The sequence below is a fragment of the Mycobacterium sp. 852002-51163_SCH5372311 genome (assembly GCF_001667115.1).
GTDB lineage: Bacteria > Actinomycetota > Actinomycetes > Mycobacteriales > Mycobacteriaceae > Mycobacterium.
The window spans coordinates 37,854-60,887 of record NZ_LZIJ01000079.1 but is presented as its reverse complement, the minus strand read 5'-3'; the positions used below and the strand labels follow the sequence as shown (position 1 = coordinate 60,887).

General features: G+C 64.3%; 22 protein-coding genes and 1 pseudogene. 9 read left to right on the top strand and 14 right to left on the bottom strand.

What is annotated here, in order from left to right; all coding sequences use genetic code 11:
• Positions 1–99: 99 nt before the first annotated feature.
• Both A5791_RS10245 and A5791_RS10240 read right to left on the bottom strand, forming a co-directional pair.
• Positions 100–1,311: a thiolase family protein gene (locus A5791_RS10245; RefSeq protein ID WP_067234925.1), complete on the bottom strand. Its 1,212-nt coding sequence runs from the start codon at positions 1,309–1,311 to the stop codon at positions 100–102.
• A 31-nt stretch (positions 1,312–1,342) separates the two neighbouring features.
• Positions 1,343–1,741, bottom strand: a complete 399-nt coding sequence (locus A5791_RS10240) for a Zn-ribbon domain-containing OB-fold protein (protein ID WP_067234921.1) — start codon at positions 1,739–1,741, stop codon at positions 1,343–1,345.
• Positions 1,742–1,830: 89 nt separating this feature from the next.
• Between A5791_RS10240 and A5791_RS10235 the strand changes: the two are divergent.
• Both A5791_RS10235 and A5791_RS10230 read left to right on the top strand, forming a co-directional pair.
• Positions 1,831–3,198: pseudogene (locus A5791_RS10235) on the top strand (DNA polymerase); the annotation flags it as partial.
• Between the two features lie 24 nt (positions 3,199–3,222).
• Positions 3,223–3,939 carry a CoA pyrophosphatase gene (locus A5791_RS10230; protein ID WP_067234916.1) on the top strand — a complete coding sequence of 239 codons (717 nt, stop codon included), beginning with the start codon at positions 3,223–3,225 and terminating at the stop codon, positions 3,937–3,939.
• A gap of 10 nt (positions 3,940–3,949) precedes the next feature.
• Here the strand turns inward: A5791_RS10230 and A5791_RS25935 are convergent, their stop codons facing one another.
• The 3 genes from A5791_RS25935 to A5791_RS10215 form a co-directional block, all read right to left on the bottom strand.
• Positions 3,950–4,378: a hypothetical protein gene (locus tag A5791_RS25935; RefSeq protein ID WP_082966857.1), complete on the bottom strand. Its 429-nt coding sequence runs from the start codon at positions 4,376–4,378 to the stop codon at positions 3,950–3,952.
• Positions 4,379–4,404: 26 nt separating this feature from the next.
• Positions 4,405–5,304, bottom strand: coding sequence for a hypothetical protein (locus tag A5791_RS10220; protein WP_067235264.1), 900 nt, complete (start codon positions 5,302–5,304; stop codon positions 4,405–4,407).
• A gap of 381 nt (positions 5,305–5,685) precedes the next feature.
• Positions 5,686–6,261: a hemerythrin domain-containing protein gene (locus A5791_RS10215; RefSeq protein WP_067234913.1), complete on the bottom strand. Its 576-nt coding sequence runs from the start codon at positions 6,259–6,261 to the stop codon at positions 5,686–5,688.
• 203 nt (positions 6,262–6,464) lie between these two features.
• Between A5791_RS10215 and A5791_RS10210 the strand changes: the two genes are divergently transcribed.
• From A5791_RS10210 to A5791_RS10195, 4 genes are all read left to right on the top strand, one after another.
• Complete coding sequence (locus tag A5791_RS10210; protein WP_067234911.1) at positions 6,465–7,970, top strand: FAD-dependent monooxygenase; 1,506 nt, start codon at positions 6,465–6,467, stop codon at positions 7,968–7,970.
• A gap of 406 nt (positions 7,971–8,376) precedes the next feature.
• Positions 8,377–8,676 carry a PE family protein gene (locus A5791_RS10205; protein ID WP_067234909.1) on the top strand — a complete coding sequence of 100 codons (300 nt, stop codon included), beginning with the start codon at positions 8,377–8,379 and terminating at the stop codon, positions 8,674–8,676.
• A gap of 11 nt (positions 8,677–8,687) precedes the next feature.
• The gene (locus tag A5791_RS10200) at positions 8,688–9,917 is read left to right on the top strand and encodes a PPE family protein (RefSeq protein ID WP_067234905.1); all 1,230 of its coding nucleotides are present in this window, start codon (positions 8,688–8,690) and stop codon (positions 9,915–9,917) included.
• A gap of 105 nt (positions 9,918–10,022) precedes the next feature.
• The gene (locus A5791_RS10195) at positions 10,023–11,222 is read left to right on the top strand and encodes a cytochrome P450 (protein WP_067234902.1); all 1,200 of its coding nucleotides are present in this window, start codon (positions 10,023–10,025) and stop codon (positions 11,220–11,222) included.
• On the opposite strand, the gene A5791_RS10190 is transcribed toward A5791_RS10195, so the two are convergent.
• The 3 genes from A5791_RS10190 to A5791_RS10180 form a co-directional block, all read right to left on the bottom strand.
• A complete protein-coding gene (locus A5791_RS10190; RefSeq protein WP_067235261.1) occupies positions 11,215–12,162 on the bottom strand; it encodes an FAD-binding oxidoreductase in 948 nt (315 codons plus the stop codon). The genes A5791_RS10195 and A5791_RS10190 overlap by 8 nt on opposite strands.
• Positions 12,163–12,173: 11 nt before the next feature.
• Positions 12,174–13,391 (bottom strand): GNAT family N-acetyltransferase, encoded by a 1,218-nt coding sequence (locus A5791_RS10185; RefSeq protein ID WP_067234900.1) that lies wholly within the window; start codon positions 13,389–13,391, stop codon positions 12,174–12,176.
• Between the two features lie 394 nt (positions 13,392–13,785).
• The gene (locus tag A5791_RS10180; RefSeq protein ID WP_067234899.1) at positions 13,786–14,349 is read right to left on the bottom strand and encodes a PadR family transcriptional regulator; all 564 of its coding nucleotides are present in this window, start codon (positions 14,347–14,349) and stop codon (positions 13,786–13,788) included.
• Between the two features lie 87 nt (positions 14,350–14,436).
• Here A5791_RS10180 and A5791_RS10175 point away from each other — a divergent pair, with 87 nt between their 5' ends.
• Positions 14,437–14,850, top strand: a complete 414-nt coding sequence (locus A5791_RS10175) for a nuclear transport factor 2 family protein (protein WP_255397649.1) — start codon at positions 14,437–14,439, stop codon at positions 14,848–14,850.
• A 2-nt stretch (positions 14,851–14,852) separates the two neighbouring features.
• Entirely contained in the window at positions 14,853–15,893 is a 1,041-nt protein-coding gene (locus A5791_RS10170) for an LLM class F420-dependent oxidoreductase (RefSeq protein ID WP_067234897.1), read from the top strand.
• 24 nt (positions 15,894–15,917) lie between these two features.
• Here the strand turns inward: A5791_RS10170 and A5791_RS10165 are convergent, their stop codons facing one another.
• The 4 genes from A5791_RS10165 to A5791_RS10150 form a co-directional block, all read right to left on the bottom strand.
• Entirely contained in the window at positions 15,918–17,168 is a 1,251-nt protein-coding gene (locus A5791_RS10165) for a sulfotransferase (RefSeq protein WP_067234894.1), read from the bottom strand.
• Positions 17,165–18,253, bottom strand: coding sequence for a DUF1214 domain-containing protein (locus tag A5791_RS10160; RefSeq protein WP_067234892.1), 1,089 nt, complete (start codon positions 18,251–18,253; stop codon positions 17,165–17,167). The genes A5791_RS10165 and A5791_RS10160 overlap by 4 nt, the downstream gene beginning before the upstream one ends.
• Positions 18,246–18,854, bottom strand: a complete 609-nt coding sequence (locus A5791_RS10155; protein WP_067234890.1) for a TetR/AcrR family transcriptional regulator — start codon at positions 18,852–18,854, stop codon at positions 18,246–18,248. The genes A5791_RS10160 and A5791_RS10155 overlap by 8 nt, the downstream gene beginning before the upstream one ends.
• Positions 18,855–18,992: 138 nt before the next feature.
• Complete coding sequence (locus tag A5791_RS10150) at positions 18,993–19,532, bottom strand: TetR/AcrR family transcriptional regulator (protein ID WP_067234888.1); 540 nt, start codon at positions 19,530–19,532, stop codon at positions 18,993–18,995.
• Positions 19,533–19,727: 195 nt separating this feature from the next.
• On the opposite strand from A5791_RS10150, the gene A5791_RS10145 reads away from it, so the two are divergent.
• Positions 19,728–20,942: a cytochrome P450 gene (locus tag A5791_RS10145; RefSeq protein ID WP_067234886.1), complete on the top strand. Its 1,215-nt coding sequence runs from the start codon at positions 19,728–19,730 to the stop codon at positions 20,940–20,942.
• Between the two features lie 70 nt (positions 20,943–21,012).
• On the opposite strand, the gene A5791_RS10140 is transcribed toward A5791_RS10145, so the two are convergent.
• Entirely contained in the window at positions 21,013–22,224 is a 1,212-nt protein-coding gene (locus A5791_RS10140) for an acyl-CoA dehydrogenase family protein (RefSeq protein WP_067234883.1), read from the bottom strand.
• Positions 22,221–22,859, bottom strand: a complete 639-nt coding sequence (locus tag A5791_RS10135) for a TetR/AcrR family transcriptional regulator (RefSeq protein ID WP_067234880.1) — start codon at positions 22,857–22,859, stop codon at positions 22,221–22,223. The genes A5791_RS10140 and A5791_RS10135 overlap by 4 nt, the downstream gene beginning before the upstream one ends.
• Positions 22,860–23,034 lie beyond the last annotated feature (175 nt).

Below are 23,034 nucleotides of genomic sequence, written 5' to 3'. Positions count from 1 at the left end.
TCTTGCATCGGTTGGCTTGCGAAATTCTTGCGGCTCACGAATCGGTGCGGATTGATTCTGCGGTGACGACGGGCTCGACCCGCAGTGCTGCTCGCGCTACTAGGCCGCCGACTTTTCCAGGATGTGCACGCCGCAGGCCGAGCCCAGGCCGATGACGTGGGCCAGGCCGACTTTCGCATTGTCGATCTGACGATCGCCGGCTTCTCCCCGGAGATGGTGGCAGATTTCCCAGATGTTGGCGATGCCGGTGGCCGCGATCGGGTGGCCCTTGGACTGCAGCCCGCCCGACACGTTCACCGGTGTCGACCCGTCGCGCCAAGTGGCGCCGGAGTTGAAGAAGTCGGCGGCGCCGCCTTCGTCGCACAGCATCAAGTTGTCGTAGTGCACCAGCTCGGCGGTGGCGAAGCAGTCGTGCAGCTCGACGAGGTCGAGGTCGCTCGGTCCGATTCCGGCTTGCTCGTATGCCGTCCGTGCGGCGTTGCGGGTCAGTGTGTTGACGTTCGGCAACACCTGGCACCCCGGCTCGTAGGGGTCGGTGGTCAGCACCGACGCCGACACCTTCACCGCGCGCCGACGCTGCTCGGGCGACAGCGATTTCAGCGTCTCGCCATTGCACACGACCGCGGCCGCGGCACCGTCACAGTTGGCCGAACACATCGGCCGCGTGTTGGGGTAGGCGATCATGACGTCGTTCATGATCTGTTCGAGAGTGAACCGCTTTTGGTAGGCGGCAAGGGGATTCAGCGTCGAATGGGCGTGGTTCTTCTCGCTGATCTTGGCGAACAGTTCGAAGCTGGTGCCGCCGTACCTGTGGCCGTACTCGGTGCCGATCTGGGCGAACACACCGGGCATTGCCTCAGTGCCGATCCGCCCGTCGACGGGCGCGACGGCGCCATAGCGCCCCTTCGGCGCCCAGACGTCGGTGTCGGCCTTTGTCTTTCCGCCCGCTCCGAGCAGCCCCGCACCGGACAGCTTTTCCACGCCTACGGCCATGCCGTAATCAACCTCGCCGGCCTTGACGGCCATGATGGCCGTGCGCAGCGCGGTGGCGCCGGTCGCGCACGCGTTGGCCACGTTGTAGACGGGAATACCGGTCTGGCCGATCTGCTTCTGCAGCTGCTGGCCGAGGCCGGCATTCGCATTCATCAGGTTGCCCGCCGCCAGAACTCCGATGTCGGCCATGCTCACGCCGGCGTCGGTCAGCGCGCCGGTGGCTGCTTCGGCCGCAAGGTCGACCGTGTCGCGGTCGGGGTGCTTGCCGAACTTGGTCATCCGGATACCGAGGATCCAAATCTCGTCGCTGGCGCTCATCGTCGCTGCTCCTTTGTCAATCGCTGCTAAGTCAGGTGACGGGCTCGAAACCGAAGCCGATCGCCTCGGTGCCTGCCGAGTCGGTGCCGATGGGGTAGGTGGCCAACCGCACTTTCATGCCGTCGCGCACATGCTCGGGACTGGGTTCGACGTTGATCAGGTTGGCCCGGACCTGGGTGCCATCGCAGTCGACCACCGAAGCCACGAACGGGACGGGAATCCCGGGCGCCGCGAAGGTGACGATGGTGAACGTTCGCACCGTGCCCTCGGTCGCCACCGGGACGGACTTGAACTCGGTCGCAAAACAGCCGGCACACGCGTTGCGGCGATCGAAGAACCGAGCACCGCAATTCGTACATTCCTGCGCGACCAGATGCGGTTCGCCATCGTCGAGCACCAGATAATCGACCAACGGGATTTGCCCAGCCATAGAAACCTCCGTCACTTATCTAGTGACCGTAGCGACACCGGTCGATCGGGTACATGAGAGGGTCATGCGCAGCGGGTCGTCACAATGGTTGGCAGACCATGGCGGAGATGAAGAACGTGTCGAATGGATTCGACGTGCGCGGGCGAGCGCTGCAAGACGGAGAGCTCGCCGCCTGGCTGGCCGAACACAGCCTGGGGAATCGCTTCGGCCTAACCGTCGCCGGTACCGGTCTGGGCTACGGCGCAAGAGCTGTCGTCCTGGCGATCGTGGCAGCCGACGGAGATGGTCGCTACATCGACGCCGCCGCGTTGACGCCCGACGACGAGGCAGCGTTGGCGTCCTGGCTTGCCGACCCTGGCCCGCCCAAGGCGGTACACGACGCGAAGCCGGCGACGCATGCTCTGGCCGGATGCGGCTGGACGTTGCGCGGTGTCACCTCGGACACCGCGTTGGCGGCATACCTGTTGCGCCCCGAGCATCGAAGCTTGGCGCTCAATGATCTGTTGATACACCACATGCGTTGTGCGCTGCCCACGGAAGCTGCTGCATTGCAGCAACTTTCATCGCCCAACCCAGAGGCGGCGCCGGCGTTGATCCTGAGGGCCTGCGCCGTGCTCGATCTCGCTGACGTGCTCGACGAGGAATTGGCGCGTATCGACTCCTCGTCGCTGCTGGGTCGGCTGGAGCTGCCGGCCCAGCGGGCGTTGGTCGACATGGAAACCGCCGGCATCGCGGTGGATCGCACGGTGCTGACGCGCATCCGGGATGTTGTCGACGAAGACACCGTCGGCGGACTGTTGAGTTCGATCGCCTCCGACGGCCGTATCCACGCCACCTTTCACCAGACCAGCGGCAGGCTTTCGTCTTCCGATCCACATCTGCACGACATCACCAACCATCCGCGTGCCGGCCGGCAGATCCGGGAGGCGTTGGTGGCGGGGGAGGGCTACGCCGAACTGATGACGGCGCACTACCGGCGGATCGAACCGCGGGTCCTGGCCCACCTGTGCGGCAATGCGGGCCTGATCGAAGCCAGCAGCGAGGATCACGCCGAGTCCAAGCTCTCGATCGTCGACGACGCCCGCAGGCTCGGGTACGCGTCCACCCTGCTGGGCCGCCGCCGCTACCTGCCGGACCTTGACAGCAGTGACCCTCAGGTCCGTGAGGCTGCGGAGCGTGCGGCGCTGGCCATGTCTGTAGAGGGCAGCGCAGCGGACATCGTCAAGGTCGCGATGGCCGGCATCAACCAGGCGATCAAGGACGCCGGTCTGAAATCACGCATGGTGTTGCAGGTCGATGACGAGCTGCTCTTCGAGGTTGCGCATGGCGAGCGCGACACGTTGGCGGCGTTGACGAGTGAACACATGACCGACGCCTATCCGCTCGACGTGCCGCTCGAGGTTTCGGTGGGATACGGCGCAAACTGGGGCGCCGCAGCATCCGCCGGTACGGCATGAACGGCGCTTGCTTATGGTCGAACGGTGCCGATCACCTATGACGATGGCCTGCGCGACCAGGTCCGTGCCCGTTTGGCGGGGCACGATCGCCGCGTAGTGACTGATCCGACGAAGCGGCATGCGGCCGTGGCGGTGGTGCTGGTCGACTCCGAGGTCGGTGAGGACAGGGTCGACCCGGCGCCGGTCGACGAATGGATCGACGGTCGACCGATCCCGGAAAGCCTGGACGGTCGTATGGTCGACGTCTCCGGCGGTGCAGCGTTCCTGTTGTGCCGCAGAGCATCTCGGCTCACGTCACATGCTGCGCAGTGGGCGCTGCCCGGCGGTCGTCTGGACGCGGGCGAAACGGTGATAGACGCCGCCCTGCGCGAGCTGGACGAGGAGGTGGCCGTCCAGCTGTCCGACGCGGCCGTCCTCGGCCTGCTCGACGACTACCCGACCCGGTCCGGCTACGTCATCACACCGGTGGTGCTCTGGGGCGGCGGACGACTCGATCCCCAACCTGCACCCGACGAGGTAGTGGCTGTTTATCGGGTGGGCCTGCACCAATTGCAGCGCCCCGATTCACCACGATTCATCGCGATCCCGGAAAGCCCGCGGCCGGTCGTGCAAATCCCGTTGGGGAACGATTTGATTCACGCGCCGACAGGCGCTGTGCTGCTGCAGCTGCGGTGGCTGTGCCTCGAGGGCCGCGACGACCCGGTCGACGAACTCGAACAACCGGTATTCGCCTGGCGGTAAACGGTTTTCGTCACACGGTGGGTTGCGAGTGAATGTTTCTGGCGCCCTTGACGTTACGCAACCCTGAGCAATTCACGCAGCCGATGCACCCGACGCAGTCGGTGCAGCGCACGCAGCCGACGCACGCTGCGCACCGGGTGCAGGCGACACATGCCAGGCACGCCACACATTCCCGGACAGCCACACACAGCACAGTCAACGCACTCGAAATCACCCCGGCACTGCCCGCGGTGCCCGCCGAGCCCGCAACGGCAACGCTGCCGGCGGTCGCAACCGAACCCGCTATTGCCACACTGGCTGCTGTCGACGCCGACCCGGCCACCGCGACGCTCTTTGCCGTCGCGACCGAACCGGCAACTGCCAAGCTGTCGATGGTGGCTATCGAACCGACTACCGGCTCACCGTCGAGTGCATCTGGCGAATCCCAGTGAACTGCCATGGGGCTCATCCTTCCGGTCGCGCGGCTCAGACTGAAGAATCAGCCAAATGTGCGCTGCTGTCCTGTAATTCGTGACGGCGCACATCCATCGGGGTGACGGCGGGAATGTCTCCGCCGGCGACCACTGCCCGGGTGATCGGAGTCAGCGCCTGGAACAACGCTTCCACCTCGTCGTCGCCCAGCGCGTCGAGCGCCGACAAGGCAAGCAGGTCGGTTCTTGCTTCGATGTCGTCCTTCAACATCCGGCCCGACGACGTCAGAGATCCGTCTGCGTTCAGTAAGCCACGCTCCATCAGCCGCTGTTCGTGGTGCCGCCACGCGGCCTCGTCGTAGTCCCGCGTGCGCGCGATGTACTCACGCGGAACCTTGCCCGCCGCCGCGTGCAACACGTTGGATTCCCGGCCGGAAATTCCCGCAGCCGCCAGTACCGCCAAATGCGCGTCGCCGCGGTGTTCGCGCAGCAGCGTGGTGGCGTGCCACAACGCGGCCAGCGGATCGTCCGGCCAGGGCAACGCCAGATTCGCGCCGAACAGCGGTCTTCCGTCCAGCGGCGCACCGCGTGCCGCCTGTCCGGCTAATTCCGCTGCGGCACAGACGCTTTCGTCTGCCTCCAGACCGTAGCGGCGCAGCGCCGCCACGGCCGCGTCCTGGCGTGCGCGCAATGCGGCTTCCGGACCAGCGATCTGCCACGCCGCCGGCAGGGCCCGCGCGACCCGTTCGGGCGCGAAGTTGTAGAAGATGGCCGTGACCACTTCGGTCGGCACCGTGCCCAACGGCGCGGACCGGGCCGCGAAGTAGCCCATCCAAAACCCGCGATAGCCCAACTCGTCTAAAGCGGCGCGCGCCTCCGGGGCGAAGTAGGTCACCGCATGTACCGGCTCGAATCGATCGAAAAAGCGTCGTGCCAACCCCGGTTCTCTGCCCACCGTCGCAGTTAACCACGCGACACTGAGTCCGGCGAGCACGATCCACCCGGCGTTGGCGCAGAACGCCTACGAAGAGACGCTGTGAAAGAACCGTTTTGACGGCATTCAGTACTACTCGCTGAAAGCCGGACACGACTACGGGCAATCGTTGAAAATTGGCTAAGGCCAACAACTCTGAGCTCGGTATTTCACAGACGACATTGATCGGCGATGTACTGTGCCGGACCTACCAGTCACACAGGCCACACCAGTACCGCCGCGGGTGGCACCATCCGATTGCCGATTGCGCTAGCGCGGGCGCTAGCGCTTTGCAAAAGGCAACATGCCCTGCGTTTTGATACCTGAGTGGCAGGTGTGACCATCGTGCCAGCGCCGCGTGGCTTACTTACCTTTGAGGCTGCCGATGCGAAGCGAGAAGTCCGTGCGTTCGGGGCGTTGAGTTCCCTCGACCTTCTCCACGTACCGTTCCGGATCCTGGTCGGTGATCGGCAGCCCTTCCGCGGTGGGATGCTGGGCCATAAATGTGCTGTATTGGCGCCCAAGGGCTTCGCGCAGACCGATAGGGGCATGGCGACGGAAGTCTGACAGTCCTTCCCGCTCTTCCTCGGCCATGTGCTCGTCGTTCGCCAGGCGGGTGCGGCCGACCGCGGCCCACCATTCCTCGCTGCCGACACGACTTGCGTTCGCGTCGCGCACTCCGTCGCGAATGTCGTTGTGATCGCCGATCGCGTCGAGCGTCTCCCCTTCGGGGTCGTCGGCGCCCCGCTTCAGCAGTTGCGGGTAGAAGATGCTCTCTTCGACATAGGCATGTACGTCGAGCTTGTCGGCCAGTGGACGCCACACCCGTCCGAGTGCGGCGCGGTCGACGGGCGTTTGCGACTGCAGATAGTCCAGCCTGGCGAACTGTTCCCGGAACCATTCGTGGTCGGCGAGGATCAGCATGGTGATGTCAGCCATTCCCCACTCCCAGCACCGGCGACCACTGCGGCATTTGTCCCATTCTGCAACGAGCGCCTTGCGTCGCGATCCAGGGGGAAGGAGAAGATTTACCTCTCACCTTCAACTTATAGCGCACCCGGGGTCTTGCGGCAAGACCGGGGGTATCCCGCAAAATGGCTGGCCGAAGCCATATTTCACGGAATGGGGGCGGCAAGTTGACGTTGGGGGAGTCGGGCAGCACGGGCAAACCGATAGCCGGTCACGCGGTAATTGTTGCCGGAGGCGGTCCTACCGGACTGATGTTGGCAGGTGAGTTGGCCTTGGCCGGAGTCGACGTCGCCGTCGTCGAGCGCCGGCCCAGCCAGGACTTGGTCGGCTCGCGCGCGGGAGGTCTGCATTCGCGCACCATCGAGATCCTCGATCAGCGGGGGATCGCTGAACGATTCCTGGCCGATGGCCAGGTGGCGCAGGTCGCCGGATATGCCCAAATTCGACTGGACATCAGCGACTTTCCCACCCGGCATCCCTACGGACTCGCGCTGTGGCAGGAACACATCGAGCGCATCCTGGCCGAGTGGGTGGGGGAGTTGGCAGTGCCGATCTATCGGGAACGTGAGGTGACGGGCGTTGCACAAGATGGCACCGGCGTGGACGTCGCGCTGGCGGGCGGCGAGTTCCTCCGCACGAAATATCTGGTCGGCTGCGATGGAGGACGCAGCCTGGTCCGCAAGTCTGTCGGCATTGAATTTCTTGGCTGGGATCCGACGTCGAGTTACCTGCTCGCCGAGGTCGAGATGGACTTCGATACCGACGACCCGCCCGAATGGGGCATCCGCCACGATGCCCTCGGCGTGCATTCGATGAGCGCCGAGGACAGCGGCTCGGTGCGTCTCATGGTGACCGAGCAGCACCTACGAACCGGAGGAGAGGCCACCGTGGCTGAGTTGAGCGAGGCGCTCATCGCCGTCTACGGCACGGATTACGGGATCCACAGTCCCGCTTGGATTTCCAGATTCACCGACGCGGCGCGCCAGGCCGCGACCTATCGAGACAGAAGAGTATTGCTCTCCGGTGATGCCGCACATGTGCATCACCCGGTGGGTGGACAGGGCCTCAATACCGGTGTGCAAGACGCGGTGAACCTGGGATGGAAGCTGGCCCAGGTGGTCAATCACACCTCGCCCGACAGCTTGCTGGATACGTACCATGCCGAGCGACACCCGGTGGCCGCGCGGGTCCTGCGCAACGCGATGGCTCAGATGGCGCTGCTTCGCCCCGACGATCGCACCAAGGCGATGCGCGACGTCGTTTCCGAACTCCTCGGCATGGAAGAGCCGCGCAAGCGCTTCGCGGCGATGATGTCCGGGCTGGACATCCGCTACGACCTCGGTGACGGACACCCGCTGCTGGGTCGGCGCATGCCCGACCTCGACCTGGTCACCGAGGACGGCCCGGCCCGTGTCGTCACGCTCTTGCGCGATGCCCGTCCGGTGCTGCTCAACCTCGGCGGTCCCGGCGGCTTCGACATCGCTGGGTGGAGCAGTCGTGTCCGATTGGTCGACGCGAAATACGTTGGCGAATGGGAGCTTCCGGTACTCGGTGTGGTCTCCGCTCCCGTCGCTGTGTTGATCCGGCCGGACGGACACGTTGCCTGGACGGGAGATCATTCCCGCGCTGGACTCGCCGAAGCGCTCACGACCTGGTTCGGGCCGCCTACTGCGGTCTGAGCGCCGGCGCCGTGGGCGCAGCGAGGCGGCACATATGTGCGTCGTATATGAGATGAACTCCCTTGAAACTCGCGCCTTCATCAGGTCGCCATCGGCATGCCCAGCTGATTTGAAATGAAATAGGCTGTCGCAGAGTAGGATCGGTAGCCGGCCGGATGCAGATTTCACGGCAGACGCAACGGCCGGCTACCTTCGCAGAACTCATATAAAACTCCAAACATATTATTTCACAACATCATTCACGATCTACTCAAATGGATCGGCAAAATGAACAGTTATCGACGACGCAATGAATTAGCGCGCGGGAAGTTGTCATGCCCGGACGTGGCTGACCTACCCTCGCAGTTGGTTCGGTGACAGTGTCGTCGCTGAAACTCATTGCTGAAACGGGATTTTGAGGAGCAACATGTCGATGGTTATCGCGGATCCGCAGGTGCTGGCCATGGCCGCTGCGGAAATGCAGGCCTTGAACGCATCGGTCTGGGCCGAAAACGTGGCTGCCGCAGCCCCGACGACTGGAGTGGTTCCGGCCGCTGCCGACGTGGTATCCATTCTGACCGCTGCGCAGTTCGCCTCGCACGCAAGGCTTTACCAAGAAATAAGTGCCCGGGCCGCATCGATCCGCGAGCAATTGGCGATCACGCTGGATATCAGCGCCGGCTCGTATGCGGCCACCGAGGCGGCGAACGCGACCGCGGTGGCGTAGGCGAGTCAACCATGGTCGATTTCGGGCTGTTACCGCCGGAGATCAACTCCGCGCTGATGTACTCCGGTCCCGGCTCTGGTCCGATGCTTGCCGCCGCGGCGGCTTGGAAGGCCCTGGCCAGCGAACTGCACACCACCGCGTCCGCCTACGCGACCCTGATCAACGGGTTGACCGACGGGCCGTGGCAGGGACCATCCGCGGCATCCATGACGGCAGCCGCCTTCCCGCAGCTGGCATGGCTAAGTGGCACCGGCGGACAAGCCGATGAGGTCGCCGGTCAGGCCGCGGCGGCGGCTAGCGCCTATGAGGCGGCGTTCGCCCAAACCGTCCCGCCGCTGGAGATCGCGGCGAACCGCACCTTGTTGATGGCGTTGCTGGCGACAAACTTCCTCGGTCAGAACACCGCAGCGATTGCGGCCACCGAGGCCCAATACGCCGAGATGTGGGCCCAAGACGCGGCCGCGATGTACGGATACGCCGGAACATCGGCGACGGCGTCGACGTTGACGCCATTCAGGCCGGCAGCGCAGGCCACAAACCCCGCCGGACTGGCCGGCCAGGCCGCTGCCGTCGGCCGGGCTGTCGCAACAAGCACGGGCGTCAACGCCGAAAGCCTCAAAGCGATTCCGAGCACGCTGCAGAGTCTTGCCGGTGTCACGAACACGCCGCCCTCGCTGACCGATCTCAACGCTGTACTGAGTGGCCTGGGGCTGAGCTTCACCTCCGATGGCAGCGGGATCGTCGTGGGTGGAGTGTTCGGCGACCTGCTGGAGGGCTTGACGGGATCGTCGACATTGGATGCCAGCACCCCGTTTGACGCCTTCATCAGATTGATTTCGCCGGTGCGCCTTTTCACGACCTCCTTCAAAGACATCCAAGGCCTCAGCCAGGCAATGCTTCCGCAGGCGGCCAAGGCGGCCCCGGAGATAGCCAAAGCGCTGGAGGCGGTGGGGGCGGCGCCCCATGCCATCCCGAACGCCATGGGTAGTGCGGCGGCAGGCGTGGGCCGAGCGATGTCCGTCGGCGGATTGTCGGTTCCGTCGGCCTGGGCCGGCGCGGCGCCGACGCCGACCACGCCTCTCGTGACGCTCAACGGACTCGCGGGAGCCGGGGAACCAGCGACCAACGCGTTCAACGGACTGCCGTTGTTGGGCGGTGGACGCGGGGCGCCGGTCCCGTTCGCCGCTCCCAAATACGGGTTCAAGCCGACGGTGGTGGCACAGCCTCCGGCCGGGGGATGAGGTAGCGCGCGCAACGACCTTGGCCTGCCCGGCGCGCTGAATTGCCGAAAAGGCGGCCTGAGGTGGCGCAAGCTTGCTCATCGTGACGTCGGTGGGTGTTCAATCATGAGCGTGTTTGATCGCGGGCCTGCAGCCGGAACTCCCACGCTGCCGATAGACCTCTACAGCAGGGAGACGCTGCTCAAGCCCGTCGAGACCTACCGCCGGATCCGCGAGGCAGGAGCCGCGGTCTGGCTGCCAAAGCACCGGTCCTGGGTCATGGGCCGCTACCGGGATGTCCGCCAAGCGCTCGGCGACGACAAGACCTACTGCAGCGGCGACGGTGTCGCTGCCAATCCGGTCACGAATGTCCTGACCGCGGGTACCACGCTCGCCAGCGACGGCGAGGCCCACGTCAAACGGCGTCGCCAACTGCTGCAATCGCTTTCGGCCAAAGCGCTCTCCGCGGTTGACCCGACTCTGCAAGCGGAAGCCTCCACGCTTATCGACAATCTGTGCCATCGTGACGAGTTCGACGGCGTCGCCGATTTCGCCGCGCACCTCCCGGTCCGGGTAGTCGCCGATCTGGTCGGTGTCGACATCGACCACCAGCGAATGCTGAATTACGGCCGCGGCGCATTCGACGTCTTGGGACCGATCAACGGTCGAACGCTGAAGGCAATGCCTACCGGACTGAGCCTCAGGCGTTACGCGCGAACTCTCCGCACCGAGAACGTCAAGCGCGGCGGGTGGGCGGAATCGATTCTTGCCGCGGGCCATGACGGCACCTTGAGCTCGGCGGAGGCCAAGGCGATGGTGATCGACTTCATCGGCCCGAGCCTGGATACGACGATCCTGGCATCCGCCCAGCTGTTGTGGAGCCTGGGCACCAACCCCGAGGTATGGAGCGAGCTGCGGCGTAATCCTGATCTCGTGCCGGTCGCCGCGGTTGAAGCTGTCCGCCTCGCCTCACCGGTGCGTGGATTCACGCGAATGATCAAGCACGACACCGAGGTCGACGGCACGGTTCTCCGTCGTGGCCAGCGCGTGGTGTTGCTCTACGCGTCAGCCAATATGGATGAAAGCCAGTTCGAGCAACCCGAGGTTTTCTCGTTGCGTCGCAAGGGAGCCAACCTCGGGTGGGGTTTCGGTGCCCACGCCTGCGTGGGCATGTACTTGTCGAAGATGGAGATGCATGCGCTGTTGCGCGCGATGCTCCCGAAGGTCGAGCACATCAGCGTTGAGAGGCCGGTTCGGTTGCTGAACAACACCCTTCAAGGTTTCGAATCGCTGCGCGCGAGTTTTCGCCAGCGGAACCTCACCTGAGGATCAGATCGTCGGGTAGCTCGTCGCTCAGCACGGCTTGAGCCAGCAGGTCACCGAGCAGCGGCCCGAACTTCATCAGGTTGCTCCCGACGAAGGCGACGACACGGCCGCGGCGACGCACGGTCCACCCGTCGCCGCCGGAGTCCAGCCACGGCGCACACACCGTGACGCAGTCCACCCGGTCGATCGGGATTAGCGAGGGGAACAGCGCGTGCACCGTCGCGGGGTCTGGCGTGACCTGGCCGAACGCCCACCGGCCCGTGCTGCCGAGCGGCAACCCGTAGCCTTCGGGCGCGGAAAGGCACGCCGCGCCAACGGCATCGGGTCCTTCGTAGGTAATGCGAGTGTGCGGTAGGAACTCGACGTCGAGCGGGCCGAAGAGTGCCGGCGTATGTACCCCGGCACAGATGAGCACGCGGTCGGCGCGCACTATCGTGCCGTCCACAAGCCCTATCGAGCCGTCGTCGGCAACCGAGGCGATCTCTTCGCGACGGATGCGCACCCGCTTCGTCAGGGCAGTCAGCGCCCGCCGGATACGCAGGCTGCCGCCGAGCGGATCGAAAACGCCTGTCTCCCAGGGCGGGGCTGCGAAAGGGATCCGCGCCGCGATCGCCGGACGGTCAACCCATGAGAACGTGGCACCAGCGTCCGTCATGGCGGCCGCGACGTCGTGGCTGGGACCGGCGGCGATAAATCCTTCGGAGCCAAGGAGTCGTCCCGCACCGAACTCTGCTTCCCAACGCTGCCAACCGACGCGCGCTCTGATCGCGAGCCGGCATAGCGCCGGGCGCCGATGTGCGATGCGAAAAATCCGTGCGAGTCCTTTGGACTGTTCGGCAAACGGCTCGCCGCGCTCGAAGACGACCACGTCTTGTTCGCGCCGCGACAGCTCATACCCAGCGGCGAGTCCGCATATCCCCGCACCGATGACCGCAATCACAGTCATAGGCCTCAGAAGAAGAAGCCGGCGAACGGCGCTTCGGGCACGGCGAACAGCCGATCGGCCTCGGCCAGTGCCGCCCTATCGTCGGCCTGGACCAACCCGGCAACCGCGAGACTGTGCCAGGTCGCACCCCCGAGAAGGACGGTGCCAAGGCCCTCTACGTCGACGTGCAGTTGAGCGGGCGATTCCGTCGGTTCGGCGCCGTCACCAGTGATCGTAAAACTGGCCGAATTGCTCTGCAAGAGCGGGTCATTCACCGCGACGGTGACGGAGCCAGCTCCGGCGTATCGGCGCGCAGCCAGCGCTTGTCGGACGTCGACGATCCGAAGCCACGTTTCGTCGTATACCGCGCGAACCTTCACGGCCCGCCGATCCGATAGCAGCAAGGGCAGCGGATCGTCGAGGGGAAGCATCCAGAACATCACGCGGTCAACGAGATCCAGCCCGAACAGGAATCGCAACAGTCCGAGGTAGGCATCAGTGGTGGGTGCGAAGAAATCCTCGACCACGATGGTGCGCTGGTCACTGATGAACCACTGCTCGGTATCGACGGGCCGGTATCGGGCGAAACCCGACTCGGACCCCGGCTCGCCGTGCACCGCGATATACCAAGGCTGAGTTGATGATTCGGCGCGCAGTCGTAGGCCTTCCCACCACACCGGCGTGCGGTCAACGGCTCCGGGGCGGGCCGGCCGATTGTCGGCATAAATCCTCGGCAGTACGTCCCACGCGTCGGCGGGATCCAGCAGTCGTACCGGCCCGCCGGAGCGGATGCCTGGACGAAGCGAGGCCCGCGCCGTCTGAACCTCGACGCTTTGGCATGAACTGGCCACTCCGTAGCCATAGCGTCCATAGATCGTCGCCTCGGACGCCCGCAGCGTTGCGACCACCTCGTCGCGCGCGGCGATGTCGCGCAGTTGATGACGTACCAGATCGGTGGCGATACCTTTCCGGGTGAACGACGGCAACACCCCGATGTGCGTCACGGCGGCGTGACTGACGACGGTTCCGCCCGGAAGCGTGAGCCCGCACGATACGGCGTCCGCGGTGCCGACGAACTGTCCGTCGACGAATGCCCCGATAGTACGGCCGGGTTCGAGCAGCTTGCTGATCTGGCCGGGCGGCAGGTTCGACAACGGCGGGAATCCGACCATAGCGGTGCGAAACAGGTTGGCCGCGGCGATGAGGTCGTCCTCGCTGTCGAGAACACGGATGTCGGCGTTCATGTGGCCATCATGTCCCGTTGCCGTCGCGGCTCCGCGAGCGGCTTGGTGAGCGTTCATCGCAAGTGCTGCCTCGCGTCGTTTGCACGGGCTGTTTCAAAATTGCCGGCGGGGTAGGCGCAGCTTGTGGTGCACAGAACCGGTGGGCCGCGTGTTTCTCATGAGTCCCACCGGCCACAAAATTTCGGGTGTATGTGGTTTTGTCCGCCTCCGAGCGACAACCGTTGCGCGGCAAGCCAATCTGTCGCTACGAGGTGGACGAAAAGACACAAGCCTCTTCTGCGGTGATGAAAGTGACCGGTGTGGCCAATGGTATACCGAGCCTATTTGAAACGACGCGTCGCACGCCAGAAGGATCCAGGCGGAAAGTCAGCCCATCGGACTGGCCGGCGCGCGATTAAGGCACCGCCGTCAGACGGCCTTCGATGACCGTCAAAGCGTGCTCGGCCCACCGAATGTTCTCTTGCTCGAACAAGATTCCGCGCAGCAACGTCAAATAGGGCCCCACACGCTCGGCCTCGGCAAGATAGTCTTGCTCGGTTCGCCCGCCAAGGAGCCGGGCGCGCAATCGCTCGTAGCGTTCCAACTTGCCTGTCGCCCAGTGCAACCGCTCCACGATGAATTCCCGCACGGCCTGTCGGTCACCGGCATCGGAAGCCTGCACCTTGACCAGCAGTTCATCGCGTATCACCGAAGGTTTTGGCGCACTTACCGTGAAATGGCGGATCGCGTCGCGACCGGCCTCGGTCAACGAATACATCCGCTTGTTGGGCCGGCGTTCCTGTTGAACCACACGAGCCTCGATCAGACCTTGCACGGCCAGGCGTTCGAGCTCTCGATACAGCTGCTGCGGCGTGGCCATCCAGAAGTTCGCCGTGGCGGCATCGAAGCCTTTGGCCAGGTCATATCCGGAAGACTCGCCTTCGAGGAGTGCGGCCAACACGGCATCGCGAAGCGACATAGCCGCATCGTACAACAAGACACCTATTCAACAAAGTGAGTAATCACCTATGGACATACGCCGCGACAGCCTCTACCGTCAACTCTCGTGAGCAATAAGCACCCCTTTCGCAAAGCAGTCGAAGATCGCGACGAGGCAACCATCCAGGCGATGCTCGCCGACGACGTCGTCTTCACCAGCCCGATCGCCTTCAAACCATATGTCGGCAAGCCGATAACCGCGGCGTTCCTGCGCGGCGTGCTGCGGGTCTTCGAGGACTTTCGCTACGTCCGGGAGATCCATGACGCCAACGATCATGCATTCGTATTCGAAGCCAGCGTGGCGGGAAAGAAAATCACCGGGTGCGACTTCCTGCACTTCAACGACGACGGTTTGATCGACGACTTCATGGTGATGGTGCGACCGCTGTCGGGTGCGACGGCGTTGTCGGAGGCAATGGGCGCGCAGTTCGACCGCATCCAACAGGAAGCCCTCGAACTCGCCAACGCGGGGCAGCGCTGACCATGCGGATCGGATTGGCCATCAACTACGCGGGTGGCTTCAAGGAGGTGGCCGCCGAAGTGGCCGACCTCGAACGCGCCGGCCTGGACATTGTCTTTGTCCCCGAGGCGTATTCGTTCGACGCGGTGAGCGCACTCGGTTACCTGGCGGCCAGCACCGAACGGGTTCAACTGGCTTCCGGCATCCTGCAGCTGTATACCCGCACGCCCACCCTGACCGCGATGACCGCCGCGGGTCTCGACTACGTCTCCGACGGGCGCTTCACCCTCGGCCTGGGTGCCTCCGGCCCACAGGTCATCGAAGGATTTCACGGCGTGCCATACGACGCTCCGATTGCGCGCACCCGCGAAGTCATCGAGATCTGCCGTCAGGTATGGCGCCGCGAGACCCTGCAACACCAAGGCAAGCACTACACCATCCCATTGCCGCCCGAATCCGGCACCGGCCTCGGTAAACCGCTCAAGCTCATCAATCAACCTGTCCGGGAACGCATCCCAGTCCTGGTAGCCGCGCTGGGCCCCAAGAACGTCGAGCTCGCCGCCGAAATCGCCGAGGGCTGGCAACCGATCTTCTATCTACCCGAGAAGGCACGCGACGTGTGGGGCGAGGCGTTGGCCGCCGGTCACGCCAAGCGCGACCCTGCGTTGGGCGAGCTCGAGGTCTACGCCGCGCCGGTACTGGCGATCGGCGAAAACGTCGAGCCGCTAAGGGAATTCGTCAAGCCACACCTGGCGCTCTACATCGGCGGGATGGGCGCGAAGGGCAAGAACTTCTACCACACCCTGGCCACCCGATACGGCTACGGCCCGCAAGCCGACCGGATCCAAGAGCTCTACCTGGCCGGCGACAAGGACGGCGCTGCCAAGGCGGTACCCGACGAGCTGGTGCGTGACGTCAACCTGATCGGACCCACCGGGTTCGTCAAGGAACGGGTCGCGGCGTTCCGCGAGTCCGGGGTGACCACCCTGACCGTGGCACCCATCGCGGCGACGCCAGCCGAGCGGGTCAAGCTCATCGAGGCCCTTCGGGAACTGGTCGACTAGCCGGCAACGAAATCCTGCCACCCGTCATTCGGCGTCATCGATGAAATGCCTCCGGTACGGGGATAGCCGGGTGGCAATCTCCTCTCGATCCAGTCCCAAGTCTTCGGCGCTGTAGAGCACACCGCCGTAGCGTCCGCGCGGATGCTCTGCGCGGAATTCCGCCATGGCCTTGCGCACGGAGTGGTCGAACGGCTGATCGGCCAGCTGGTAGATGCGCGCGATGGTGCCCTCCTCGTCGGCCATGAAGTCGGTGAACCGCACGTCGATCGACTGATCGTGCGGCAACAGGTCGCGGTCGCGCAAACATCCGTTCAGCAGGTCCTCGGCTCGGTCCAGCCAATAGCGCGCAGTCTTCACCGGATCCGGCCGCGCCATGGCCATCCGCGACGAATAGCAGATCATCGTCGCCATCGACAATGTCACTTCCACCGGATCCCGATGTGTCAAAACGAATGTCGCGTCGGGGAAAGTGGCGAGCAGCGTCGGGAACTGCTCCAGGTGCTGCGGTGATTTCAGCACCCAGCGGGTCCCACCCCGCAGCCATTGCAGGGCCTGCAACATGCGCTTGAGGTAGGCGTAGCTCGGCCCCTGGTCGTGCGCCTTGTAGTGGGCGGCGAAACTTGGTATGTGGTAGACGCTTTCGAGCAACATCCCGGAGATGTCGTTGGCAAACAGCTGGATCTCTTCGTGCGCATGATCGACCGTCATGTCGTGCATGCGCTTGAATTCCGGCATCGACGTGTTGGTCAGTTCCAGTGCCGTCGCACACCGGTCGCGGCGCGGCTGCTCGTCATGGACCTCGTCGGGCGAGGGGAAAGGCTCCAGACTCTCCCAATACGGCAGGTGGCGCAGCGACGGGTCGGCGGCCAGCATGTTGTGCAGATGGGTGGTGCCTGTGCGCGGGAGTCCGCAAATGATGATCGGTCGTTCGACGGGGAGGTCTTCGATCTCGGGATGCTCGGCGAGCAGCGCCTCCAGCCGCAACCGATTGACCAGGTTCTGCACCACCTGCTCGTAAGCGACCGCGACGCCGGTGTCGGACAACCCCGCCTCGTCGCGCAGCGATGCGCACAACACGTCAAGCCGTTCCCGGAATCCCGGATCACCCCAATTGTTCAGGTCGGTGCGTTGTTCGGCCGCCGCGAGCATCTCCTCGGGCTGCAGCCGCAGCGTCGCGCCGTAAGCGGCCAGGCCGTCCCGAATCGGTTGCGCCGCAGCCGGATAGACGGGATTGGCCAGATCCGTAAGCCGGATGTCGGCGGGGCGGTCGGTCACGACGTTAGTCCTGCGTCATCTTTGTCGAAGTCGGCGACATCGACGACCCGACAGGTGGGCCGCGCGGGCGTCTCCTCGGGCAGGAACCAGCGCAACCAGATCAGTCCACGGGCGCGGCCCGCGGTGGACACCCAGTTGGGGTGCCCAGGATCCTTGTCGCTGACCACAATTCGCCACGAGCCGTCCGTCTCGTCGGCGATGTGCGCGCCGTTGATGGTGACGCGTTCGTAGGTGTAGTCGTAGGTGTGCAGGAACGGGTTCCACAGGCACAGGTTCCAGAACACGCATTTCGGTGACGTGCCGTCGATCACCAGGGCCTGGTCGGGTTTCAGGTCGTAGGCGCCCATGGCATAGGCGGCGTCGGCCGCCGACCAACCGTAGGCGTGCTGCGGTACCGGGAAGGGCTCGGCGATCTGGTTGGGCGGTTGGACGCGGGTGGGCAGGAACGACATCTGCTCCCGCAGCCACGTGCGTGCGGCACGAAACCGCCGGGCCAGGTCCTCGGCGCTGTCGGACTTCCGCGGGGGAGGATCGATGGCCTCGATCTTCCATTGCGTGCGACGCCCCGTCGCCGGCTCGGTGAGGTAGTCACGAGTCAGCGCGTGCACGGCGTCGGGGTCGAGTTTGAGCCACGTTCCCGGCTGCGGATCGGGACTGAGGGTGAACTCGAAGTTGCCGTCGTCGTCGAACTCGAGGTTGCGGTCGTTGATCGTGCCGACGATGCGGTTGCTGTAGCGGCCGTCGTCAGGTCCGCCGTAAACCGTCATCGACAGGTAGACGGCGTCGCCGCGGTTCCCGGTAATCCGGTAGGTGCGGTTCGGGTCGATCGGAGCGACTTGGTAGAACGCATCGGAGTTGTCGCCGCCCCATTTCAGGTAGGGGCCGATGACGTCGATCAGGATGGGGTTGTCCTTGTCGCCCCACACGTAGGTGTCGACGGCGACCCGCAACACGCTGAATGCCAGGCGGTATCCGTCGAGTACGTCGGGCTCGTCCAGCGGCGGGTCGGCGGCGAGGATCTTCTGCTCGATGGCGCGGACTTCGTCGAGCAGGCCGTTGAACGCTTCGGATACTGAGTCAGGCATGTTTTCTCACTTTCGTTTTCGCTGCGCCGCGAATAACCATGGCGCACAGGCGTTCTGCGAGGATGTCTATATCGTCGTTTTGCTGTATTTGCGCGGCGTAGAAGGCGGTGCCGACGAGCATCTGGTAGAGCATGTCGACGTCCACATCCCGGCGCACCAGACCTTGGTCGACGCCGCTGCGGACCAGGGCAGTGAACTCGGTGAGCGTGCGTTCGTCGAGCAGTTGCTGGGTGCGGATATGCAGGTCCCGGTCGCGGTGACGGTCGGCGAGGATGCCGAGCGCGGCGGCCTCGACGACGGGTTCGCGCCAGAACCGCAACACTTCGCGGACGAACACCAGCAGATCGGTTTCGAAGTCGCCAGAGTTCTCGACCAGCGCGGCATCGGACGGCTGGCCGAACGCTGCCTCGAAAACCACATGTGCCTTGGACGGCCAGCGCCGGTAAACGGTGGGCCGGCTCACCCCGGCCTCGCGGGCGATCGCGTCGATGGTCACCTGCTCGTAGCCGTCGCGGACGAGCAGCCGACGGGTGGCGTCCATGATGTCGCGCTCCGTTCGCGGGTCGCGTGGACGACCGCGGACGGCAGCACGCGCAGACATGCCAATATCGTTACATCACGTAACGTAAAGTTGTCAAGGGGTGGAGCGAGGTCGGGCGAGCAGACGCAGAATCGCACAAATCGGGGCTCTCGCATGCGATTCTGCGTCTGCTCGCCGTTCTCCTCCGCTTGCGTCTCCTCACCCAAGTGCGAGGAACCGTTGCAACATGGCGCGTTCAGTGGCGGGGTCTTTGACGGGCCAACACCACAGTGCGAGGAAGACGCGGATGAGCCACTGCGCGGCGAGTGGATCAGGGTTCTCTTCACCGAGCATCTCGCGGGCGAAGCCGGTAACGGTGCGCGAACTGGTGATCCACTCGCTGACGGGAGTCGTGTGCATTGTCCGCATGAGTTGGGCTAGCGGATCAGATTGCAGGCTCTGCAGAGCAACGATGGTGGCGGTGACGACTCGATCCGGACCCCGCAGGTCCTTGATTGCGGCGCGTGCCGTTTCCACAATCCGAACCGATTGGATAGCAACCACGGCGTCGCGGATCGCGGCCTTGCCGCCTGCATGACGGTAGATCGTCGCCGGCGAGCAGTGGACCTCGGCTGCCAAGGCCTCGATGGTGAAGGCTTCATACCCCTGTCGAGAGATTAGGTCGGCAGCCGCCGCGTAGATCCGTTCGGCGGCTTCGCTGCGGCGGTCCCGACCCACCAGCCAGTCATCACGTGACATCTGGCCAGGCCCTATTTCGCCAGCGCGGTTGAAATTCTTCTCTCACACTGAGACATATAAGCAGATCTTTCTCAAGAAAATCCGCTGGTAGGTCACCATAGGCAGTTTCGGCAAGACTCGCGCTCACTCAGAGCAGCCCCTCAACTTTGTCAGGCGCCGTTGACGTTGCACGTGAACCGCGTCAGCGTGAAACCTATGACGGTCGTAGATGACCCGACCCAGTTCTTCTGCGCCGACGCGATACAGGATCCGTACCCGCTCTACGACCGCATGCGCACAGAATCGCCGGTGCAGCGCATTGGAAATTCCGCGTTTTACGCCGTATGCGGTTGGGACGCGGTGCTGGAAGCCGTCGAGCGAGTCGAAGACTTCTCGTCGAACCTTACGGCGACCATGGTCTTTCACGACGACGGCAGTGTCACCCCGTTCGACATGGGACCACCCGGCGGTCCTGCTCACGCCCTAGCCACCGCGGATGATCCGGTGCACGCCATCCACCGCAAGATCCTGTTGCCGCACTTATCGGCCAAGCGCGTGCGGAGGATCGAAGAATTCGCCGCCCAGACCGCCGAACGCCTGTGGCGGGAGAATCTGCATGACGGTCAGGTCGAGTGGATGAGCGCTATGGCAAACCGGCTCCCGATGATGGTCGTGACCAAGTTGCTGGGTCTGCCTGATGATGACGTCGACCGGCTGATTCGGCTCGGCTACGCCACGACCACCCTGCTCGACGGCATAGTCAACTCCGACCAGCTCGAATCGGCCGGAATGGCGGCGATAGAACTGTCGGCATATGTCTTGGAACATTTCGAAAAGGCAAGCGCTGGTGCTGAAGATGGCCTGATTGGTGATCTGGCAGTGCGCTACGCATCGGGTGAGTTGGATCAGCTTCCTGCGCTTGGAATGATGCTCACCCTGTTCAGCGCTGCGGGAGAATCGACCGCGTCGTTGTTGGGCAGCGCGGCATGGATCCTCGCGGATCGTCCTGAGGTGCAAGCCCAGATCCGTGAGCATCCAGAAGTGTTGGGAGCGTTCATAGAGGAGACGTTGCGTTTTGAATCGCCGTTTCGTGGGCACTACCGCCACGTGTGGCAGGATGCGACCCTCGCCGGGGTTGAGCTGCCCGCCAATTCACACCTCCTGCTGATGTGGGGAGCAGCCAACCGCGATCCGGCGCACTTCGATGCGCCAAATGAATTCCGCCTCAACCGAATCGGCCCGAAAGACCACTTAGCCTTCGGTAAGGGCGTGCACTTCTGTATCGGAGCAGCGCTGGCCCGATTAGAGGCTCGGATCGTATTAGGGATGCTATTGGAATCCACTAACTGGATCACGGCGACCGAGGTCGGCGACTGGTTACCAAGCATCTTGGTCAGGCGCTTGGACCGTCTGCAGTTGGCCGTCCAATAGGCCGAGCAGACGCAGAATCGCACAAATCGGCGCTCTCGCATGCGATTCTGCGTCTGCTCGCCGTACTTGGTTACCGGATCGGCAGTCCGGTCAGCGCCCTCGAAATCACCAGACGCTGGATCTCACTCGTACCCTCGAAGATTGTGAAGATCTTTGCGTCGCGGTGCATCCGCTCGACGGGATAGTCGCGGGTGTAGCCGTTGCCGCCAAGGATCTGGATGGCCTCGTCGGTGACATAGACGGCGGTCTCGCTTGCCACCAGTTTGGCCATCGAGCCCTCTGCGGATTCGAAGTTCTGGTTGTTGCGCGCCATCCAGCCGGCGCGCCACACCAGCAACCGCGCCGCGTCGATACGGCTCTTCATGTCCGCCAACTTGAACGCGACAGCTTGGAATTCACCGATCTTGCGACCGAATTGCTCACGCTGGCAGGCGTATTCGAGGGCATACTCGTATGCGGCCCGGGCTACGCCGACGGCCATTGCCCCGACGGTCGGGCGGGTGCGCTCGAAGGTTTTCATCGCGGCCTGGCCGCCCGCCGAAGCGCCGGACTTCACCCGGGCGATCCGCGCTTCGAACTTCTCGCGGCCGCCGAGTATGGCGTCCTCGGGCACGCGGACGTTGTCGAGCACCACCTCGGCCGTGTGCGACGCGCGAATTCCGTGCTTCTTGAATTTCTGACCCTGAGCCAGCCCGTTGGTATCTGGCCCGATGACGAATGACGCCTGGCCGCGGGTACCGAGTTCCGGATAGACCGAGGCAACGACGATGTGCACGTTGGCAATGCCACCATTGGTCGCCCACGTCTTGGTGCCGTTGAGCACCCACTCCCGGGCCGCTTCGTCGTAGCGTGCACGGGTACGGATGCCGCCGACGTCAGAACCCGCGTCGGGCTCCGACGAGCAGAACGCCCCAAGCTTTGGTTCGCCGGCAGTGCCGAACATTTCCGGCAACCAGCGGCCGAGCTGTTCGGGAGTTCCGTTGCCCGCCAAGGCCGCTGCGGCCAGCCCGGTGCCCATGATGGACAGCGCGATGCCGGCATCACCCCAGAACATCTCCTCGAATGCGACGAGCATGCCCAGCCCGGTCTCCTCGGCGGCTTGCTGCGCGAAGAAGTCGGGCGAGTAAAGACCCACCTTCGAGGCCTCTTGGATGACCGGCCACGGAGTTTCCTCTCGTTCATCCCATTCCGCCGCGGCGGGACGGACGACCTCGGCCGCGAACTGGTGCACCCAATCGCGGACCTCGATCACGTCGTCGCTCAGTTGTAGCGAATAAGTCACAGTTCTGCTCCTGAAATAGGTTGGTGTTTAACGGTGTAGCGGCCCAGAACGCTGGTGGTCTGGTTGACCCAGGCCTCGAAGTAGCGATCGTCGTCGATGTTGCCGGGGGAGCGACCGGTCAGCGCTTGCAGCGTGGCGGCGTATGACAGCGACCCGATCGCGACGGCTGCGATCGCCTCGGGATCGGGGATGCGAGTGCGGCCGGAGCTGTTCGACCTCTTCAATTCGTCGGCGAAACGCTGATAGGCGTTGTCGGTGATGACCTGCCAAGTCTTCTCGTCCAGATCGCCGAGTTCGTCCGGCTCGCGCAGCATGACCTTCAGCAAGTCCTCGCTCTGCTTCAGGTTGTTCCAGATCAGCCGGCCTGCGGTGCGCACCGCGTGTTCTACGCTGCCCGGCTCCTCGGCGTCGTACTGCTCTCGGGCGGACACGATGCTGTCGATCCGGTACTCGACTGCGGCTTCCAACAATTCGCGCTTCGAGGCGAAGTGCTTGTAGAGCGCACCCGACCCCGGCGCCAAGCCTGACGCCCGTTGGATGTCAGCCACCGACGCCGCGGCGTACCCCTTCTCGGCGAAGAGCTTCAGTGCTGCAGCCAGCAGGCGGTCACGTCCCCCAACGGCACCCGCGGCCACGGTGAGAGAGTACTCACTCACCGTGCGGAAAGGCAAACCGCCCGCTCGTCCAGCATCGAGTCTGCGTCCAGGGCGTCCTGATCTGCGAAACCCGCGCCGTGAACGCTCGGCGCCGCCAATGCAGACTCGGGCACCAAATGCCGACCCGATAACCGTGCATAACTACAACGCTTTA

What these genes read in the sequence shown, in the direction of transcription:
- A5791_RS10245 (WP_067234925.1), bottom strand. Translation starts at nt 1,311, where the DNA reads ATGAGCGCCAGCGACGAGATTTGGATCCTCGGTATCCGGATGACCAAG.
- A5791_RS10240 (WP_067234921.1), bottom strand. Translation starts at nt 1,741, where the DNA reads ATGGCTGGGCAAATCCCGTTGGTCGATTATCTGGTGCTCGACGATGGC.
- A5791_RS25935 (WP_082966857.1), bottom strand. Translation starts at nt 4,378, where the DNA reads ATGGCAGTTCACTGGGATTCGCCAGATGCACTCGACGGTGAGCCGGTA.
- A5791_RS10215 (WP_067234913.1), bottom strand. Translation starts at nt 6,261, where the DNA reads ATGGCTGACATCACCATGCTGATCCTCGCCGACCACGAATGGTTCCGG.
- A5791_RS10205 (WP_067234909.1), top strand. Translation starts at nt 8,377, where the DNA reads ATGTCGATGGTTATCGCGGATCCGCAGGTGCTGGCCATGGCCGCTGCG.
- A5791_RS10200 (WP_067234905.1), top strand. Translation starts at nt 8,688, where the DNA reads ATGGTCGATTTCGGGCTGTTACCGCCGGAGATCAACTCCGCGCTGATG.
- A5791_RS10195 (WP_067234902.1), top strand. Translation starts at nt 10,023, where the DNA reads ATGAGCGTGTTTGATCGCGGGCCTGCAGCCGGAACTCCCACGCTGCCG.
- A5791_RS10185 (WP_067234900.1), bottom strand. Translation starts at nt 13,391, where the DNA reads ATGAACGCCGACATCCGTGTTCTCGACAGCGAGGACGACCTCATCGCC.
- A5791_RS10180 (WP_067234899.1), bottom strand. Translation starts at nt 14,349, where the DNA reads ATGTCGCTTCGCGATGCCGTGTTGGCCGCACTCCTCGAAGGCGAGTCT.
- A5791_RS10170 (WP_067234897.1), top strand. Translation starts at nt 14,853, where the DNA reads ATGCGGATCGGATTGGCCATCAACTACGCGGGTGGCTTCAAGGAGGTG.
- A5791_RS10160 (WP_067234892.1), bottom strand. Translation starts at nt 18,253, where the DNA reads ATGCCTGACTCAGTATCCGAAGCGTTCAACGGCCTGCTCGACGAAGTC.
- A5791_RS10155 (WP_067234890.1), bottom strand. Translation starts at nt 18,854, where the DNA reads ATGTCTGCGCGTGCTGCCGTCCGCGGTCGTCCACGCGACCCGCGAACG.
- A5791_RS10150 (WP_067234888.1), bottom strand. Translation starts at nt 19,532, where the DNA reads ATGTCACGTGATGACTGGCTGGTGGGTCGGGACCGCCGCAGCGAAGCC.
- A5791_RS10145 (WP_067234886.1), top strand. Translation starts at nt 19,728, where the DNA reads ATGACGGTCGTAGATGACCCGACCCAGTTCTTCTGCGCCGACGCGATA.